The organism is Kitasatospora sp. NPDC041917 (assembly GCF_055589745.1).
The window spans coordinates 58,553-75,035 of the sequence record NZ_JBVJBI010000014.1 but is presented as its reverse complement, the minus strand read 5'-3'; the positions used below and the strand labels follow the sequence as shown (position 1 = coordinate 75,035).

Here is a 16,483-nt window from a genome sequence, read left to right as displayed (position 1 = left end):
CGGGCCAGGCTATCGGGTGGCGGATACTGACAGGCATGGCATACGACGATCTCCGCTCGTTTCTCCGGGCCCTCGACCGCGAGGGCGACCTCAAGCGCATCAAGGCGGAGGTGGACCCGCACCTGGAGATCGGCGAGATCGTCGACCGGGTGCAGAAGGCCAAGGGCCCGGCCCTGCTCTTCGAGAACGTCAAGGGCTCGTCGATGCCGCTGGCGATGAACGTCTTCGGCACCGAGCGGCGGCTGGCCAAGGCGCTCGGCCTCAAGGGCCCGGACGACATCTCCGAGAAGATCGCCGGCCTGCTCAAGCCCGAGCTGCCGCAGGGCTTCACCGGCTTCCGGGACGCCTTCGGCAAGCTCGCCTCGATGGCGCACGTCCCGCCCCGGCACGTGAAGTCCGGTGACGCCCCGGTGCAGGAGGTCGTGCTCACCGGCGACGACGTCGACCTCGACGCGCTGCCCGCCCTGTTCACCTGGCCGCTGGACGGCGGGTCCTTCTTCAACCTGGGCCTGACCCACACCAAGGACCCGGACAGCGGCATCCGCAACCTGGGCCTCTACCGGCTCCAGCGGCACGACCGCCGCACCATCGGCATGCACTGGCAGATCCACAAGGACAGCCGCAACCACTACGCGGTGGCGGCCAAGCGGGGCGAGCGCCTCCCGGTCGCGATCGCCTTCGGCTGCCCGCCGGCCGTCACCTACGCGGCCACCGCGCCGCTGCCCGGGGACATCGACGAGTACCTCTTCGCGGGCTTCATCGCCGGGGAGCGGGTCCGGATGGTCGACTGCAGGACGGTGCCGCTCCAGGTCCCGGCCGACGCCGAGGTGGTCGTGGAGGGCTGGCTGGAGCCCGGCGAGATGCTGCCCGAGGGCCCGTTCGGCGACCACACCGGCTTCTACACCCCGCAGGAGCCGTTCCCGGCGCTGAAGATCGACTGCGTGACGATGCGCCGCCGCCCGATCCTCCAGTCCATCGTGGTCGGCCGCCCGCCGACGGAGGACGGCCCGCTGGGCAAGTTCACCGAGCGGTTCTTCCTGCCGCTGCTGAAGATCATCATTCCGGACATCGTCGACTACGACCTGCCCGAGGCCGGTGGCTTCCACAACTGCGTGATCGTCTCGATCGACAAGAAGTACCCCAAGCACGCCCAGAAGACGATGCACGCGATCTGGGGCGCGCACATGATGTCGCTGACCAAGCTGATCATCGTGGTGGACTCCGACTGCGACGTGCACGACTACCAGGAAGTCGCCTGGCGGGCCTTCGGCAACGTCGACTACAGCCGCGACCTCACCGTGGTCGAAGGCCCGGTCGACCACCTGGACCACGCCTCGTACCAGCAGTTCTGGGGCGGAAAGGCCGGCATCGACGCGACCCGCAAGCTGCCCGAGGAGGGCTACACCCGCGACGGCGGCTGGCCGGAGATGGTCTCCTCGGACCCGGCCACGGCCGCGCTGGTGTCGCGCCGCTGGAAGGAGTACGGACTGTGAGCACGGCCGCCGCCGAGACCCCCGGGCGCACCAAGGCGTTCCTGCGCCTGGTGGCGTTCGAGCACTCGGTCTTCGCGCTCCCGTTCGCGTACATCGCCGCGCTGACGGCCATGTTCCTCGCCGACGGACGGGTGCACTGGGGCGAACTGTTCGTCGTCACGGTCTGCATGGTCGGGCTGCGGACCTTCGCCATGGCGGCGAACCGGATCATCGACCGCGAGATCGACGCCCGGAACCCGCGCACCGCCACGCGCGAACTCGTCACCGGCGCGGTGTCGTTGAAGACCGCGTACGTCGGCTCGGCCGTCGCGCTGGTGGTCTTCCTCGGCGCGGCCGCGATGCTCAACCCGCTCTGCCTGGCGCTCGCGCCGATCGCCGTGGTGCCGATGGTGGTCTACCCGTACGGCAAGCGGTTCACGAACTTCCCGCAGGCGATCCTCGGCCTGGCCCAGGCGATGGGGCCGGTCGGCGCCTGGCTGGCGGTGACGGGCAGTTGGTCCTGGGACGCGGTCGTCCTCGGTGCGGCGGTCGGCATCTGGATCGGCGGCTTCGACCTGATCTACGCCTGCCAGGACGTCGAGTCCGACCGCGAGAACGGGGTCCGCTCGGTGCCCGCGCGCTACGGCGTCCCGGTGGCCATCCGCGGCGCGCGGGTGTGCCACCTCCTGACCACCCTCCTGCTGGGCTGGTTCGGGTTCCTGACGGACGCCGGCGTGGCCTTCTGGATCGGCCTCGTGGTCGTCGCGGGCGCGTTCGTCTACGAGCACACCATCGTGAAGCCGAACGACCTGTCCAAGCTCAACCGGGCGTTCTTCCAGACCAACAGCTTCGTGGGGATCTCGCTGTTCTTCTTCGCCCTGGTGGACCTGGCCGTCCGCGGCCTCGGGATCTGACGCCCGGGCGACCGCCGCGACGTGTACCGGCGTTACTGAACCGCCGGGCCGGGCGGGCCGGTTCAGCGGAACAGGGCGGCGTGGTCCGTCGCCCAGGCGTGGAAGCTGCGGGCGGGGTGGCCGGTGACGTCCCGGACCGTGGTGGTGGCCGGTTCGGGGGCGCAGAGGCGGGCGTGGACGAGGTCCAGGGCGCCGTCGACGGCGGCGGGGGCCCGGCCGGTGGCGGACAGCCGACGGCGGGCGGTCTCGCGGGGGACCTCCTGCCAGGTGGCCGGGCGGCCCGCGGCCGTGCCGATGATCTCCACCTGCTCCGCCTGGGTGGGTGACTCCGGGCCGGTGAGGACGTACCGGGCCCCGTCGTGGCCGTCCTCGACCAGGGTGCGGACGGCGACCGCCGCGATGTCCCGCTCGTCCACCGGGTTCAGCCCGGCCGCGCCGCCGTAGCCCCGCACCACGCCCCCGGCCCTGATCTCCTCCGCCCACTGCAGCGCGGCGGCGAAGCCGTGCGCCCGCAGCACCGTGTGCCGTACCCCGCTGCCGGTGAGCAGCGCCTCGACCCCGCCCGCCGGCCGGCCGGGGCCGGCCGGCGACAGGAGCACCACCCGCCCGACCTCCCGGGCCAGCACGCCCACCGCCTCCGTGGCCCCGTCCGCCGTCGGGAACGGCCACCCCAGCAGGACGGCCCCGGCGCCCCGCACCGCCGCCTCCAGCGACACCGGGGCGAGCAGGTCCCGCGGGGGCAGCGTCCGCACCCGTACTCCGGAGGCCGCGAGCTGCAGCCCGACGTGCCGTCCGACCGCCCCGGAGACGCCGATCACCAGCACCCGGGACGTGCCGTCAACTCGCTCATCTGTCATGCATCGAACGTAAGCGAGAAGGATGAGACGCCCAATGCGTGCGGGTCTAGGGTCCATGCGTCAGCGTCTACCCGGCGCGTCCACCCGGGTGCGCGCCGGCCCGGTGCGCCGGGCCGGGCTCAGTTGTGCAGGAAGCCCTCCAGCGACACCGCCAGGGCCACCGGGGCCTCGTACATCGGGTAGTGCCCGCTGCCGCCGAGCTCCTCCAACTCGGCGTTGGGGTAGTGGGCGAGGAAGGTTCCGCGCATCACCTCGGCGGTGAGGGCGAGGTCGTGCTCGCCGACGATCACCTTGACCGGCACCGGGTTGCCGTCGATCCGGCGCTGGAGGTCGGCCGTCGCCCAGTCGCGGACGTAGCCGCCGAAGGCCTCCGGGGTGGACAGCCGCAGGGACTGGTCGACCATGCGGTCGAGCCAGACCCGGCCGGCCCGCTGTCCGGTGACCAGGTCCAGGATGGCGAAGCGCTTCTCCCGGTCCTCGGCGGCGCCGTAGAACAGCGCCTCGCCCGCTTCGTCCAGGGGGTACGCCCCGGCCGGCACCGGGGCCAGGCCGACCAGCTTGCGCACCCGCAGCGGCGCCTCGGCGAGCACCTGCTGGGCCGCCTTGCCGCCCATCGAGTGACCCACCAGCGAGAAGCGGTCCCAGCCGAGCTGGTCGGCCAGGGCGAGCGCGTCGGAGGCGATCTCGGCGAGGGTGTACGCGCCGGGGACGTCCTTGCGCTGGCCGTAGCCGCGGTAGTCGAGGAAGGCGTAGCTGAAGGCGTCGCCGTCGAGGTAGTCGAGGAACGGGCCCCAGCCCTCGCTGGTGCCGAACCAGTCGTGCAGGACCAGGACGTGGTGGTCGCCGGTGCCGGTCGAGCGGTGAGGGATCGTCATGCCAACGGTCGTTCCCCGCGCACCGCCCGCCCGAACGGACGGTGCGCGGGGGCGGGCGGGCCGCTGCTCGCCGAGAGGTCCTGGAGCCGGGCGGCGCCCCGCGCCGTGGGTCTCACCCGGTCGAGTGAACTCAGGCGTCGCGCCGGGCGAAGGCCGGGGCGTGCTCGGGGAGCGGGCCGAAGGCGATCAGGCGGGACAGCAGCAGCGGGAAGCCGGGGACGTGCCGGGCGAGCCGCACCAGCCGGGTGGGCGGGCCGGCCTGCCGGCCGGTGAGGACCGGCTCGAACATCACATGGTGCAGGACCTGTTGCACCCCCTGCATGATCACGGTCGGCCGCCACCGGCGGTGCTGGACCCGGGCCAGGGCCGCCACGGTCGGGCGTCCGTGCCGCAGCGGTCCGGCGAGCAGGGCGGCGGCCGCGACGGCGTCCTGGATCGCGAGGTTGATGCCCACCCCGCCGGCCGGGGACATCGCGTGGGCGGCGTCGCCGATCAGCAGCAGCCCGTCCCGGTGCCAGCGGTTCAGCCGGTTGAGCCTGACATCGAGCAGGTGGACGTCGTCGAGGCCGGCCAGCCGGTCGACCCGGTCGGCGTACTGGGGCAGCAGTTCGGCGATCCGGGCGCGGAACCGTTCGATGCCCTCGGCGCGCAGCTGCGGGTCGGCGCCCTTGGCGCGGAAGTAGGCGATCTGGAAGTAGTCGGCCCGGGCGAAGCTCAACGCCAGGTCGCCGCGGCCGAAGCCGGGGACGAGGCTGGGCGGCAGGGCCTGCTCGTGAGTGTGCCGGGGCAGCCGGAACCACCAGGTGTCGAAGGGCACCGGGAACTCCTCGGGCACCAGGCCGGCCGCCCGGCGCAGGGTGGAGTGCCGGCCGTCGGCGGCGACGGTGAGGTCGGCGTGGAGCTCGCCCTCCTCGCCGTCCCGGGTGCGGTACCGGACGCCGGTCACCCGGCCGGCGCCGTCCCGGAGCAGGCCGGTCGCCTCGGTGTTCATCCGCAGGGTGAAGGCGGGTTCCCGCCCGGCCTCCTCGACCAGGAAGTTCAGCAGGTCCCACTGCGGGATCATGGCGATGTAGTTGTACGGGGGCCGCAGCCGCTCGTAGGCGCTCAGTGCGACGGGGCCGGCGTCGGGTGTCCGGACGACCAGGTTGCCGAGGCGGCTCTGCGGCAGGGCGGCGAACTTCCGGCCGAGGCCGAGTTCGTCCATCAGCCGCACGGTGGAGGCGTGGACGGTGTCGCCGCGGAAGTCGCGCAGGAAGTCCCGGTGCTTCTCCAGCACGGTCACCTCGACGCCGGCGCGTGCCAGCAGCAGACCCAGCATCATTCCGGCCGGCCCGCCCCCGGAGATCACGACGCTCATGGCTCTCCCCTTTCAGTGCTCGATCGATCACTGTCCGTGTGGAACCTGCCTTTACAGAGTCTCTGGAACCATTCCAGATGTCAAGTAGTACGATGCTCCACATGAAGGAGCTGGTGACGGCCGCCCTCACGGCGGCGAAGGAACGGGGCCAGGACGTCGCCGACGTCCCGCTGACGGCGATCGCCACGACGGCCGGGATCTCCCGCAGCACGCTGCTGCGCCGGCTCGGCGGCTCCCGGGCCGCGCTGGACGAGGCGGTCCGGGAGGCGGGGGTCGACCCGGGCGGACGGCCGCCGGTGCGCGAGCGCGCGATCGAGGCGGCGGCGCTGCTGGTGGCCGAGCGGGGCCTGGCCGGGGTCACCCTGGACGCGGTGGCGGACCGGGCGGACTGCTCGCTGCCCAGCCTGCACACCGTCTTCGAGGGGCGGGACGGCCTGCTCGCCGCCGTCTTCGAGCGGCACTCCGCGCTGCCCGGCCTGGAGGCCCTCGCCGCCGACCCGCCGGAGCGCCTGGAGGACACCGTCCGGGCGCTGCACACCACCTTCGTCGCCGCCTTCGCGCACGAGCCGCGGATCGTCCCGGCGGTCTTCGCCGACCTGCTCGGCCGGCCGGACGGCCCCGCCGCCCGGGTGGTGGCCGCCAACCTGCCGCGGACGCTCGACAGCCTCGACCGGCTGCTGCGGCCGCACGTGCGGGCCGGCCGGCTGAGGCCGCTGCCCACCCCGGTGCTGATCCAGCTGCTGCTCGGCCCGCTGCTCAACCACGTCCTGATGCGGCCGGTGCTGGAGCCCGCCCTGGGGGCCGGGCTGCCCTCGATGGACGAGATCGTCGACATCTTCGTCGACGCCTACCTGCGGGCGGTCGCCGTCCCCGCGGCAGGATCCGGGAGCGACGGCGACACTCCCTGAGGAGGGCCGTGATCGGCAGGCCGCGGCGCCCGGTCCGCGGCCACCCGGCCCGCCCTAGGAGATCCGCCGGATCCGCCGCACCGCGAGGAACACCAGCAGCGCGGTCAGGGCGAGGAACAGCCCCGACTCGATCCCCTGGAAGGTCCAGAACCGGTCGGCGGGCTGGTACTCCATCGCGTTGGTGTACGGCCCGGCGCCGAAGCCGTGCTCGGCCATGTTCCTGGCGCAGTCGGCGGCCCCCGGGTCCGTGGCCGGCGGGCAGCCGATCTGCCCGTCGTGCAGCACGGTCTCGCCGGCGCCGTTGCGCACCACCTGGTCGAAGACCCAGTCCCCGGCATAGCGGTTGGGGAGCAGTCCGCTCTCCGCCGCGTACGTGGCCGTCTTCGCCGGGAGGAGGTACGGGCGGACCGCCGTCTCGACCAGGACGCGCACCGCGGCGAACGCGGCGAGCGAGATCCCCATCGCGGGCAGCACCTTGCGGGCCGCCGTGCCGGTGTACACGCCGAGCGCCACCGCGAACAGGGTGTACGCGATCGGGGCGACGCCCTGGACGTCGAAGCTCAGGTAGCCCAGCCGGCCCTGGCCGGTGGCCGCGAAGGGGCCGAACCACCAGGCCACGCCCAGCGCGTACGCGACCGCGAGCAGCACCGCGGCGCCGCCCACCAGGCCGAACTTGGCGAGCACCCAGTGCCGCCGGCTGATCCCCTGGGTCCACACCAGGCGGTGGGTGCCGTTCTCCACCTCGCGGGCGACCAGCGGCGCGCCGAAGAACAGTCCGACCAGCACCGGCAGCAGCACGAACAGGACGGCGACGTAGAGGAGTCCGCCGTACTGGTTCTGGAAGCGCTGGTTGAGGCCCTCGCAGCCGCCGCCCCCGGTCAGCAGGCTCTCGTGGCCGAGCTTGGCGAGGCAGGAGCCGAGGCCGCTGCGGTCGAGGGCGCCGCGCATCGCGAGGCCGGTGGGCACCATCACGGCGGCCAGCGCGGCCAGCGCGGCGAGCGTCCAGAACAGTTGCTTGCGGTGCTGGCGCCAGATCAGCCAGGTCATGCCGCCACCTCCGGGGAGAACCGGGTGTCGCCCGCGCCCAGGTAGGCGAGGACGAGGTCCTCCAGGGTCACCGGGTGGACGGTCCAGACGTTCTCGTCCACCGGCCCGTCGGTGCGCACCAGTAGGGTGGACTGGCGCTCGGTGTGGCTGGCCTGGATGACGGCGGTCACTCCCGGTACGGACTCCGTGCCGGTCCGGGGGCCGGTGATCCGGCAGTGCTCGGCGAGCAAGTCGTCCACAGTGCCGGTCAGTTGGACCTGTGCGCTGTTCAGGACGACCAGGTGGTCGCAGACCCGTTCCAGGTCGGCGAGCAGGTGCGAGGAGAGCAGCACGGTGGTGCCGCTCTCGGCGACGGCGCCCATCAGTTCCTGCATGAACGCGTGCCGGGCCAGGGGGTCGAGGGCGGCCACCGGCTCGTCCAGCAGCAGCAGTCGGGGCTGCTTGGCGAGCGCCAGGGCCAGTGCCACCTGGGCGCGTTGGCCGCCGGACAGTCGGCCGACCGGCTTGTCGAGGGGGATGCCGAGGCGGGTCAGCCGGTCGCGGGCGGGGGCGGCCTCCCAGTGGTGGTTGAGCTTGCCGCCCATGGTGATCAGCTCGTCCCCGGTGAAGTCCGGGTAGAGCGGGGTGTCCTGGGCGACGAATCCGATCCCGGCCAGCGCCGCGACGCCCTGCCGGGGGTCGCGGCCGAACACCCGGACCTCGCCGGCGTCCGGTTCGAGCAGTCCGACGGCCAGGTGCAGCAGGGTGGACTTGCCCGCCCCGTTCGGGCCGACCAGTGCGGCGATCCGTCCGGCCGGGAGCTGGAGCGAGCAGCCCTCCAGTGCCCAGGACTTGCCGTACCGCTTTCCCAATTCGCGTGCTTCCAGTGCGACTTCCGTCATGTCTTCCCCCTGTTGAGTGTTGCCCGCATCGTGGTGTCGATCAGCGCGGCGATGTCCTCGTGGGCGAGTCCGGCGGTCTCGGCCTTGCGCAGCCAGACCACCAGGTCCTCGCGCAACTCGGCCTGGTTGGCCAGCGCGGGGCCGGCCAGCGTGCCGACCAGGAAGGTCCCCACGCCGGGCCGACCCTCGGCGAGCCCCTCCAACTCCAGTTCCCGGTAGGCCTTGAGGACGGTGTTGGGGTTGATCGCCAGGGTGCGCGCCACCTCGCGGACCTTCGGCAGTTGGTCGCCGGGCCGGGCCAGTCCGACCCGCAGGGCCTGCTTCACCTGAAGCACGAGTTGCATGTAGGTGGCGACCCGCGAGCGGCTGTCGAGGACGAACTCGATCACTAGTTGTTCTCCTGTCTTATGACAGTAAGACAGGATGGGTGAGCGAAGGTCAAGTCGTCAATCGGAGAAAGGTGTTGACGAACGGTAGGTTGTACGCGAAAGGCTGCGGTCAGCCCAGGAGCAGTCGGTCGCCGACCCGCAGGCGACCCGGGGCGGCGACCTCGGCGAGCGCGTCCAGCCGCCCGTCGTGGGCGTGCACGACGGCCTTGAGGATCTCGGGCGCGTGCGGAAGTCCGGGCTGCGGGGCGCCCGTCATCGCGCAGCGCTCGCTGGAGGCGACGAAGGAGAGCCGGGCGCTGCCGGGGGCCTCGCCGGACGCCTGGCGGCCGAGCCAGGCGTCCTCGACGAACGGCGGGGTGCCGGGCGGGGTGCGCAGCACGATGTTGGGGCGGAACCGGCGCTCGTCGATCACGGCGAAGGGGACGGCCTCGCGGACCCAGTCCAGGGTGGCGGTGCTGAGCACGCTGACCGGCAGCCGGTCGAAGTGCGACACGGCGTCCTCGCGGGCGAGTTCGACGTCCTCGCGCTGGAGGTAGGCGCGCAGGAAGGCGTTCGGCCGGTCGACCGGGCGGCCGAGCGGATCGAACAGTTCGGGGCCGTCGATCCGGTGGCCGAGCCGGGCGGAGAGGCGGAGCAGGCCGTCCATCCGGCGGAAGCGGCGGGTGTTCTTGCCCGAGCCGAGCTTCCCGGCCTCGTCGCGGACGGCGTAGAGGCGGTCGCCGGCCAGGCCGCGTCCGTCCACCTCGACGGAGTCGAGCCGCTCGCCGCCGGTGGACTTCACGGGGTAGCGCCAGAGTCGCTCGATCACTCCGATGATCTCAGCCATGGCCGGAAAGCGTACTGGCGTTGACGGGGGATGGTCTAGACCAAGTCTCGGGAGTCTACTCGCCGGTTCAGCCCAGCCGGGCCACCGCCCGCACGGGTGCGCCGTCCGCCGCGACCAGCCGCAGCGGGAACAGCGAGACCTCCACCGGCAGGCCGGCCTCCTGGGCCGCCAGCAGCGGCCGCAGGTCGGTCAGGTTCTCGGCGATCACCCCGCCGCCGGACGCCCCCAGCAGCACCCGGTGGGCGGCCAGCGTCGGCTCCTCGGCGGTGCCGTGGTCGTGCTCGTCGGTGAGGTCGGCGAGCAGGGCGGCCACCGTGGGGTCGCCCGGGCCCGGGTCGGGGGTCGGGTCGACGCTGAGCGCGTCCACCCCGACCGTCCGCACCCCGGCGGCGACGATCGCCTCGGCGGCGGCGGGGGTCAGGCTGGGGTGGGCGAGGTAGGCGTCGGTGCCCCAGTGCCGGGCCCAGCCGGTGGCCAGCAGCAGGACGGTTCCCTCGGCGGCCCGCTCCAGCGCGGGTGCCAGCAACTCGGGGGTGACGGCCGTCCGGGGCTCCAGCCCGCGCAGGTCGGCGATCACGGCCGGGCCGGTGAACCGCTCCAGCGGCAGCCCGTCCAGGGTCGGCCAGGTGACGTCCACGTGGTACGGCGCGTCCACGTGCGTCCCGGACTGCGAGCCGAGGTGCAGGGCCAGCACGTTCACCCCGGCGGTGGCGGTGGTGAGCGCGGGCTCCAGCAGGACGGCCGGGTCGCCGGGGTAGACGGGCATCGCGGTGGTCACCTGATGGGTGAGGTCGACGAGGGTCGCTGCCATGCGGCCCATCCTTCCAGGGGTCGGGGCTCCTGGACCCCCTCCCGGCCGGCCCGGGCCGAACGCGCAGGTCGAGGCGGGTCAGAATTGCCCCATGGGAACTGCGAAGCGTCAGCCGTGGGTGGTCGGGGTCTCGGGCGCGTCGGGGACGCCGTACGCGGCCTCGGTGATCCGCGCGCTGCTGGCCGCCGGCGAGGCGGTGGACCTGATCGTCAGCCGCGCCGCCCGGCTCACCATCCTGGACGAGACCGGCATCTCCTTCCGGGACGCCCACTGGCGCGCCGACCTGGCCGCCTGGCTCGGGAGCGACCGGGGCCTGGACGACGTCCGCTACTGGCCCGCCGGGGACTTCGCGGCCGGCCCGTCCAGCGGCTCCTACCCGGCCAAGGGCATGCTCGTGGTGCCCGCGACCACCGGCGCGGTGGCCGGGATCGCGCTCGGCCTGAGCAAGGACCTGCTGCAGCGCGTGGCCAGCGTCACCCTCAAGGAGCGCCGCCCGCTCGTCGTCTGCGTGCGCGAGACACCACTCAACGGGGTGACGTTGAAGCACTTGGTGGAGCTCGACGCGCAGGGGGCGGTCGTCCTGCCCGCTTCGCCCGGTTTCTACGCCGGCGGCTCCACCGTGCGCGAGCTCGTGGACTTCGTGGCCGGGCGGGTGCTGGACGCCGTCGACGTGCCGCATTCCCTGTACCTGCGCTGGGAAGGGGAGTTGGGCGCGGCCGCCCGCAGGACGGCCGGCGGCGACGGCGCTCCGGCTGAGGGGGAGTAAGGAGACCGGGGGCGGGAGAGTATCTTCTCTGCGATATCCGGGTCGGTCGGCGCAGGGCGCCTTTGAATCCGGATAATGATCTGTGGGTCTGGCGAGGTTCGGAAGGACGCGGACGGTATATGGACACGGTGGACAGACAGCTCATCCAGGCGCTCCGGGAGAACGGCCGCGCGTCCTACGCCGAGTTGGGCCGCCTGGTCGGGCTCTCCGGCCCGAGCGTCACGGACCGGATCAACCGCCTGGAGCAGGCCGGGGTCATCACCGGCTACCGGGCGACGGTCAACCCGGCCTCGCTCGGCTTCGGCGTGACGGCCCTGATCGGCCTTCAGCTCACCGACGCCGCGGACCACGAGGACGTGGCGTTCCGGCTGAAGGACCTCAACGAGGTCGAGGACTGCTGGTTCATCGCCGGTGACGACTCGTACATGCTGAAGGTCCGGGTGGCCGACGTGGCCGGCCTGGAATCGGTGGTCAAGCGGATCTCGGGCACGAAGGGCGTGGCCCGAACCCGCACCACCGTCGTACTCTCCACGAAGTGGGAAAACCGGGTGAGTGAACTTCCTCCTGTAGGAGAGTGACGCATGGCGCTGGTCGGTCTGGAGGAGCTGCGGGCGGCTCGGCAGCGGATCGCGGGGGTCGCCGTGCGCACCCCACTGGTTCCCGCTCCCTGGGCGGCCGAGGGGGAACGGCGGCTCTGGCTGAAGCCCGAGAACCTCCAGCCGACCGGGGCGTTCAAGACCCGCGGCGCCTACAACCGGCTGGCCGCGCTCACCGAGGACGAGCGCGCCCGGGGCGTGGTCGCCCAGTCCAGCGGCAACCACGCGCAGGCGGTGGCGTACGCGGCCCGGACGCTCGGCATCAAGGCCGTGATCGTGATGCCGGACACCTCGCCCGCGGTGAAGGTGGAGGCCACCCGCTCGTTCGGCGCCGAGGTGATCCTGGTCGCGCCGGAGGAGCGGGACACCCTGCCCGCCGAGCTGGCCGGGAAGCACGGCTACGTCTGGGTCCCGCCGTACGACGACCCGTTCATCATCGCGGGCCAGGGCACGGTCGGCCTGGAGATCGCCGAGGACGCCCCGGCCGAGCTGGACACCGTCCTGGTGCCGGTCAGCGGCGGCGGCCTGATCGGCGGGACGGCGGCCGCGCTCAAGCTCACCCGCCCCGGCATCCGGGTGATCGGCGTGGAGCCCGAGCTGGCCGCCGACGCCCGGGCCAGCCTGCGCGCCGGCCGCCGGGTCGAGTGGCCGGTCGCCGACACCTACCGGACCATCGCGGACGGGCTGCGCACCCCGTCGCTCGGCGTGCTGCCGTTCGAGCACGTCACCGCCTACGTGGACGACATCGTCACCGTCACCGAGGACGAGATCCGCGCCACCGTGGCCGTGCTGGCCCGCCGCGGCCGGCTGGTCGCCGAGCCCTCCGGGGCGGTCGCCCCGGCCGCCTACTTCCACCGCGCCGCCGAGACCGGGGGCCAGGCGGTGGCGGCCGTGGTCAGCGGTGGCAACATCGACCCGACACTGCTCGCCGAGCTGCTCTCGGCATAGGCGTACGCTCATTCCGGCAAGGAATCGAATGTCGGAGGAGGCGGGTCACCGCATGGACGCAGGGCTCAAGCGCGAGCTGGAGGCGAAGGTCTACGCGGGTGAGCGGCTGACCCGCGAGGACGGGATCGCGCTCTACGAGAGCGACGACCTGGCCTGGCTGGGCGGGCTGGCCCACCACGTGCGGACGCGGAAGAACGGCGACGTCGTCCACTTCAACGTCAACCGCCACCTCAACATGACCAACGTGTGCAACGCGTCCTGCGCGTACTGCTCGTTCCAGCGCAAGCCGGGCGAGAAGGACGCGTACACGATGCGCATCGAGGAGGCCGTCCGCCTCGCCAAGGCGATGGAGAGCGAGTCCCTCACCGAGCTGCACATCGTGAACGGCCTGCACCCGACCCTGCCGTGGCGCTACTACCCGCGCTCGCTGCGGGAGCTGAAGGCGGCGCTGCCGAACGTCTCCCTGAAGGCCTTCACCGCCACCGAGATCCACTGGTTCGAGAAGATCAGCGGCCTGTCCGCCGACGAGATCATGGACGAGCTGATCGACGCCGGCCTGGAGTCGCTGACCGGCGGCGGCGCGGAGATCTTCGACTGGGAGGTCCGCCAGCACATCGTCGACCACGACACCCACTGGGAGGACTGGTCGCGGATCCACCGCCTCGCGCACAGCAAGGGCCTCAAGACGCCGGCCACCATGCTGTACGGCCACATCGAGGAGCCCCGCCACCGGGTGGACCACGTGCTGCGGCTGCGCGAGCTCCAGGACGAGACCGGCGGCTTCCAGGTCTTCATCCCGTTGCGCTACCAGCACGACTTCCACGACTCCAAGGACGGCGTCGTGCGCAACAAGCTGATGGCCCGCACCGAGATGGCCACCGGCGCCGAGGCGCTGAAGACCTTCGCGGTCTCCCGGCTGCTCTTCGACAACGTCCCGCACGTCAAGGTCTTCTGGGTGATGCACGGCGTCGCCACCGCCCAGCTGGCGCTCAGCCACGGCGCGGACGACATGGACGGCTCGGTGGTCGAGTACAAGATCACCCACGACGCGGACAACTTCGGCACCCCGAACAAGCTCGGCCGCGACGACCTGCTCGGGCTGATCCGCGACGCGGGCTTCCGCCCGGTGGAGCGCAACACCCGCTACGAGGTCATCCGCGAGTACGACGGCCCGGACCCGATGCGCCGTGAGTCCCCGCAGGCGATGCGCCTCTGACCCCGTTCCGGTCCGTGAAGTCCTCCGCCGCCCCGGCCGTCCGTCGGCCCGGGCGGCGGTTGTCTTCACGGCCTCCGCACGGGGCCCGGGTTTACCAACGGGTACGGCGTTTGGCAGGATCGACGGCATGTCCGGTTCTGATCGTGCCACCGCGTACCCGCCGTACCAGCCGACGCAGGAGCCGGTCGACCTGATGCCGCAGCAGCAGTACGAGAGCTTCCAGCCGTACCAGCAGCCGGTTCAGCAGGACGCCTACTACGGCCAGTACCAGCCGTACGAGCAGGCCCCCGACGGGTACTACGAGGCGTACCGGCAGCCGTTCCAGCCGTACGAGGCCGAGCCCGTCCAGTACCCGGCCGAGCCCGGCTACGAGGCCGAGTCCGTCTACCGGGCCGAGCCCGTTCACGAAGCCGTTCCCGAGGCCCGCTACGAGCCCGTGCCCGACGCCCGTCACGAGCCCGTCCACGAACCCGCGTCCGAGGCCCGCTACGAGGCCGCGCCCGTGGTGCTCGCCGCCGCGCCCGTGGCGGGTGGCCGGACGGCCGCGCGGGGACGGCGGCGCAAGGCCAAGCAGAAACGTCACGGCAAGGCCGTGATGGCCGGCACCGCGCTGCTGGTCGCCGCCACCGCCGGCTGGTACGCCGTCGGCCAGGACGGCGCCAAGCCCGGCATCACCGCCGCCGACGGCCCCGGCCCGGAGGGCGTCAGCAAGCCCGACCAGCCCGGCCCGGCCCCCGCGGCCGCCCAGGCCGCCTCCGACCGGCAGGCCGCGGCCCCGGCCGCCGACCGCAGCCAGACCCGTACGGACGGCTCGGTCGCCGCGATACCCGGCCTCGGCGCGAAGTTCACCGCGCAGATACCCGCCGAGACCACCCAGGTCGTGGTCGCCTCCGGCCAGGACAAGAACACCGACAAGAACGCCGTCACCCTCTGGACCCGCACCTCCGAGGGCCGCTGGCTGGCCGGCGAGACCTGGCAGGGCCACAACGGCAAGAACGGCTGGACCACCGACCACAACGAGGGCGACCTGCGCAGCCCGATCGGCGTGTTCAACCTCACCGACGCGGGCGGCCGCAAGGCGGACCCGGGCAGCAAGCTCCCGTACGACAAGGACCCGAGCTTCGTGGTCTCCGGCACGGGCTTCTTCGGGGACCAGCTGGCCGGCTCCTTCGACTACGTGGTCGCGATCAACTACAACCGCGTCGCCGGCAACTCCCCGCTCGACACGCGCCGCCCGATGGGCTCCAAGAAGGGCGGCGGCATCTGGCTCCACGTGGACCACGACGGCCCGACCCACGGCTGCGTGTCGATCCCCGAGGACAAGATGGCCCAGCTGATCCGCACCCTGGACCCGGCGGCCCACCCGGTCATCGTGATGGGCGACACCGCCGCGCTGGCCGCCTGACCTCGGCGTACGCGGAACCCGGGCCCCCCAAGGCCCCTTGTCCACCTCCTACAGATCGAGGGGGCGGATCCTGTCGCCGGTCATACCATGCTGACCAGCGGGTAACCCGGTTCCATGGCAGTATGAGCGGTTCTCGCATTGTGGCACTCGGGCACTACCAGCCCCCCAAGGTCCTCTCCAACGCCGACCTGGCGGGGCTCGTCGACACCGACGACGAGTGGATCCGCACCCGTGTGGGCATCCGCACCCGGCACATCGCCGAGGAGGAGAGCCTGGTCGACCTCGCCACCGAGGCGGCGCAGAAGGCCCTCGCCAACAGCGGCCGGACCGCCGAGGAGATCGACCTCGTCGTGGTCGCCACCTGCACCGCGATCGAGCGCAGCCCCAACACCGCCGCCGCGGTGGCCGCCCGGCTGGGCGTGCGCTCGCCCGCCGCGTACGACATCAACACGGTCTGCTCCGGCTTCTCGTACGCCCTGGCCACCGCCGACCACGCGATCCGGGCCGGCTCGGCCCGCCGCGCCCTGGTGATCGGCGCCGAGCGGATGTCCGACACGCTCGACTGGACCGACCGCTCCACCTGCGTGATCTTCGGCGACGGCGCCGGCGCCGCGGTGATCGAGGCCCAGGAGGAGGGCGGCGAGCCCGGCATCGGGCCGGTGGTCTGGGGCTCCGAGCCGGAGCGGGGCGACGCCGTGGTGATCACCGGCTGGGACCCGGTGATCAGCCAGCAGGGCCAGGCGGTCTTCCGCTGGGCCACCACCCAGCTCGCCCCGCTGGCCCGCCAGGCCTGCGAGCGGGCCGGGATCGACCCGTCCGAGCTGAAGGGCTTCGTCCCGCACCAGGCCAACCTGCGGATCATCGACACGATCGCCCGCAAGCTGGGGCTCGGCGAGGACGCGGTGGTGGCCCGGGACGTGGTCCACTCGGGCAACACCTCGGCCGCCTCCATCCCGCTGGCCTTCTCCAAGCTGGTCGAGCGCGGCGAGCTCTCGCCCGGCGACCCGGTCCTGCTTTTCGGCTTCGGCGGGGGCCTGGCCTACGCCGGCCAGGTCGTGCGCTGCCCCTGACCCCACGGCGCCGCACGGCCCCCTGAACGGCTCCGCAAGGGCCCCGGAACGGCACCACGACGCCGTCCCGGGGCCGCACCCCGTCCGAACCCCGGACATGCCGGTGGGCGGGCACCCTGTCCCGGGTGCCCGCCCACCGGCATGT

17 protein-coding genes are annotated in these 16,483 nt (G+C 72.8%); 9 read left to right on the top strand and 8 right to left on the bottom strand.

What is annotated here, in order from left to right; translation table 11 throughout:
• Nucleotides 1–35: 35 nt before the first annotated feature.
• Both ACZ6EM_RS19230 and mqnP read left to right on the top strand, forming a co-directional pair.
• Nucleotides 36–1,493: a menaquinone biosynthesis decarboxylase gene (locus tag ACZ6EM_RS19230; protein ID WP_401046979.1), complete on the top strand. Its 1,458-nt coding sequence runs from the start codon at nt 36–38 to the stop codon at nt 1,491–1,493.
• A complete protein-coding gene (mqnP, locus tag ACZ6EM_RS19225) occupies nt 1,490–2,386 on the top strand; it encodes a menaquinone biosynthesis prenyltransferase MqnP (protein WP_401046982.1) in 897 nt (298 codons plus the stop codon). The genes ACZ6EM_RS19230 and mqnP overlap by 4 nt, the downstream gene beginning before the upstream one ends.
• A gap of 62 nt (nt 2,387–2,448) precedes the next feature.
• Here mqnP and ACZ6EM_RS19220 read toward each other — a convergent pair whose 3' ends face one another.
• The 3 genes from ACZ6EM_RS19220 to ACZ6EM_RS19210 form a co-directional block, all read right to left on the bottom strand.
• Nucleotides 2,449–3,243, bottom strand: a complete 795-nt coding sequence (locus tag ACZ6EM_RS19220) for a Rossmann-fold NAD(P)-binding domain-containing protein (RefSeq protein ID WP_452179057.1) — start codon at nt 3,241–3,243, stop codon at nt 2,449–2,451.
• A 119-nt stretch (nt 3,244–3,362) separates the two neighbouring features.
• Nucleotides 3,363–4,118, bottom strand: coding sequence for an alpha/beta fold hydrolase (locus ACZ6EM_RS19215; RefSeq protein WP_387686117.1), 756 nt, complete (start codon nt 4,116–4,118; stop codon nt 3,363–3,365).
• Between the two features lie 130 nt (nt 4,119–4,248).
• On the bottom strand, nt 4,249–5,475 hold the full coding sequence (locus ACZ6EM_RS19210) for an FAD-dependent oxidoreductase (protein WP_465772834.1): 1,227 nt from the start codon (nt 5,473–5,475) through the stop codon (nt 4,249–4,251).
• A 101-nt stretch (nt 5,476–5,576) separates the two neighbouring features.
• Between ACZ6EM_RS19210 and ACZ6EM_RS19205 the strand changes: the two genes are divergently transcribed.
• Nucleotides 5,577–6,383, top strand: a complete 807-nt coding sequence (locus tag ACZ6EM_RS19205; protein ID WP_452179058.1) for a TetR/AcrR family transcriptional regulator — start codon at nt 5,577–5,579, stop codon at nt 6,381–6,383.
• Nucleotides 6,384–6,437: 54 nt separating this feature from the next.
• Here ACZ6EM_RS19205 and ACZ6EM_RS19200 read toward each other — a convergent pair whose 3' ends face one another.
• From ACZ6EM_RS19200 to ACZ6EM_RS19180, 5 genes are all read right to left on the bottom strand, one after another.
• On the bottom strand, nt 6,438–7,430 hold the full coding sequence (locus ACZ6EM_RS19200; RefSeq protein ID WP_401046995.1) for an ABC transporter permease subunit: 993 nt from the start codon (nt 7,428–7,430) through the stop codon (nt 6,438–6,440).
• Nucleotides 7,427–8,311, bottom strand: a complete 885-nt coding sequence (locus ACZ6EM_RS19195; RefSeq protein WP_401046997.1) for an ABC transporter ATP-binding protein — start codon at nt 8,309–8,311, stop codon at nt 7,427–7,429. Before ACZ6EM_RS19195 ends, ACZ6EM_RS19200 begins: the two co-directional genes overlap by 4 nt.
• Nucleotides 8,308–8,655: a GntR family transcriptional regulator gene (locus ACZ6EM_RS19190; protein WP_401047002.1), complete on the bottom strand. Its 348-nt coding sequence runs from the start codon at nt 8,653–8,655 to the stop codon at nt 8,308–8,310. Before ACZ6EM_RS19190 ends, ACZ6EM_RS19195 begins: the two co-directional genes overlap by 4 nt.
• Nucleotides 8,656–8,809: 154 nt before the next feature.
• Nucleotides 8,810–9,526, bottom strand: a complete 717-nt coding sequence (locus ACZ6EM_RS19185; RefSeq protein WP_465772833.1) for an MOSC domain-containing protein — start codon at nt 9,524–9,526, stop codon at nt 8,810–8,812.
• A gap of 67 nt (nt 9,527–9,593) precedes the next feature.
• Entirely contained in the window at nt 9,594–10,337 is a 744-nt protein-coding gene (locus ACZ6EM_RS19180) for a cyclase family protein (RefSeq protein WP_401046999.1), read from the bottom strand.
• Between the two features lie 91 nt (nt 10,338–10,428).
• Here ACZ6EM_RS19180 and ACZ6EM_RS19175 point away from each other — a divergent pair, with 91 nt between their 5' ends.
• The 6 genes from ACZ6EM_RS19175 to ACZ6EM_RS19150 all read left to right on the top strand — a co-directional run bounded on the left by ACZ6EM_RS19175 (nt 10,429) and on the right by ACZ6EM_RS19150 (nt 16,338).
• Entirely contained in the window at nt 10,429–11,103 is a 675-nt protein-coding gene (locus ACZ6EM_RS19175) for a UbiX family flavin prenyltransferase (RefSeq protein WP_359902867.1), read from the top strand.
• Between the two features lie 119 nt (nt 11,104–11,222).
• Nucleotides 11,223–11,681: an Lrp/AsnC family transcriptional regulator gene (locus ACZ6EM_RS19170; protein WP_030055719.1), complete on the top strand. Its 459-nt coding sequence runs from the start codon at nt 11,223–11,225 to the stop codon at nt 11,679–11,681.
• 3 nt (nt 11,682–11,684) lie between these two features.
• Nucleotides 11,685–12,647 carry a threonine ammonia-lyase gene (locus tag ACZ6EM_RS19165; RefSeq protein WP_359902870.1) on the top strand — a complete coding sequence of 321 codons (963 nt, stop codon included), beginning with the start codon at nt 11,685–11,687 and terminating at the stop codon, nt 12,645–12,647.
• 52 nt (nt 12,648–12,699) lie between these two features.
• Nucleotides 12,700–13,863: an aminofutalosine synthase MqnE gene (mqnE, locus tag ACZ6EM_RS19160; protein ID WP_401051306.1), complete on the top strand. Its 1,164-nt coding sequence runs from the start codon at nt 12,700–12,702 to the stop codon at nt 13,861–13,863.
• A gap of 127 nt (nt 13,864–13,990) precedes the next feature.
• Nucleotides 13,991–15,268, top strand: coding sequence for a L,D-transpeptidase family protein (locus ACZ6EM_RS19155; RefSeq protein ID WP_401051307.1), 1,278 nt, complete (start codon nt 13,991–13,993; stop codon nt 15,266–15,268).
• 122 nt (nt 15,269–15,390) lie between these two features.
• The gene (locus ACZ6EM_RS19150; RefSeq protein WP_380351308.1) at nt 15,391–16,338 is read left to right on the top strand and encodes a beta-ketoacyl-ACP synthase III; all 948 of its coding nucleotides are present in this window, start codon (nt 15,391–15,393) and stop codon (nt 16,336–16,338) included.
• Nucleotides 16,339–16,483 lie beyond the last annotated feature (145 nt).

Coding starts and splice junctions, on each gene's coding strand:
- ACZ6EM_RS19155 (WP_401051307.1), top strand. CDS start 13,991: ATGTCCGGTTCTGATCGTGCCACCGCGTACCCGCCGTACCAGCCGACG.
- ACZ6EM_RS19200 (WP_401046995.1), bottom strand. CDS start 7,430: ATGACCTGGCTGATCTGGCGCCAGCACCGCAAGCAACTGTTCTGGACG.
- ACZ6EM_RS19230 (WP_401046979.1), top strand. CDS start 36: ATGGCATACGACGATCTCCGCTCGTTTCTCCGGGCCCTCGACCGCGAG.
- ACZ6EM_RS19175 (WP_359902867.1), top strand. CDS start 10,429: ATGGGAACTGCGAAGCGTCAGCCGTGGGTGGTCGGGGTCTCGGGCGCG.
- ACZ6EM_RS19150 (WP_380351308.1), top strand. CDS start 15,391: ATGAGCGGTTCTCGCATTGTGGCACTCGGGCACTACCAGCCCCCCAAG.
- ACZ6EM_RS19190 (WP_401047002.1), bottom strand. CDS start 8,655: ATGCAACTCGTGCTTCAGGTGAAGCAGGCCCTGCGGGTCGGACTGGCC.
- ACZ6EM_RS19205 (WP_452179058.1), top strand. CDS start 5,577: ATGAAGGAGCTGGTGACGGCCGCCCTCACGGCGGCGAAGGAACGGGGC.
- ACZ6EM_RS19170 (WP_030055719.1), top strand. CDS start 11,223: ATGGACACGGTGGACAGACAGCTCATCCAGGCGCTCCGGGAGAACGGC.
- ACZ6EM_RS19210 (WP_465772834.1), bottom strand. CDS start 5,475: ATGAGCGTCGTGATCTCCGGGGGCGGGCCGGCCGGAATGATGCTGGGT.
- mqnE (WP_401051306.1), top strand. CDS start 12,700: ATGGACGCAGGGCTCAAGCGCGAGCTGGAGGCGAAGGTCTACGCGGGT.
- ACZ6EM_RS19165 (WP_359902870.1), top strand. CDS start 11,685: ATGGCGCTGGTCGGTCTGGAGGAGCTGCGGGCGGCTCGGCAGCGGATC.
- ACZ6EM_RS19195 (WP_401046997.1), bottom strand. CDS start 8,311: ATGACGGAAGTCGCACTGGAAGCACGCGAATTGGGAAAGCGGTACGGC.
- ACZ6EM_RS19215 (WP_387686117.1), bottom strand. CDS start 4,118: ATGACGATCCCTCACCGCTCGACCGGCACCGGCGACCACCACGTCCTG.
- ACZ6EM_RS19180 (WP_401046999.1), bottom strand. CDS start 10,337: ATGGCAGCGACCCTCGTCGACCTCACCCATCAGGTGACCACCGCGATG.
- ACZ6EM_RS19185 (WP_465772833.1), bottom strand. CDS start 9,526: ATGGCTGAGATCATCGGAGTGATCGAGCGACTCTGGCGCTACCCCGTG.
- ACZ6EM_RS19220 (WP_452179057.1), bottom strand. CDS start 3,243: ATGACAGATGAGCGAGTTGACGGCACGTCCCGGGTGCTGGTGATCGGC.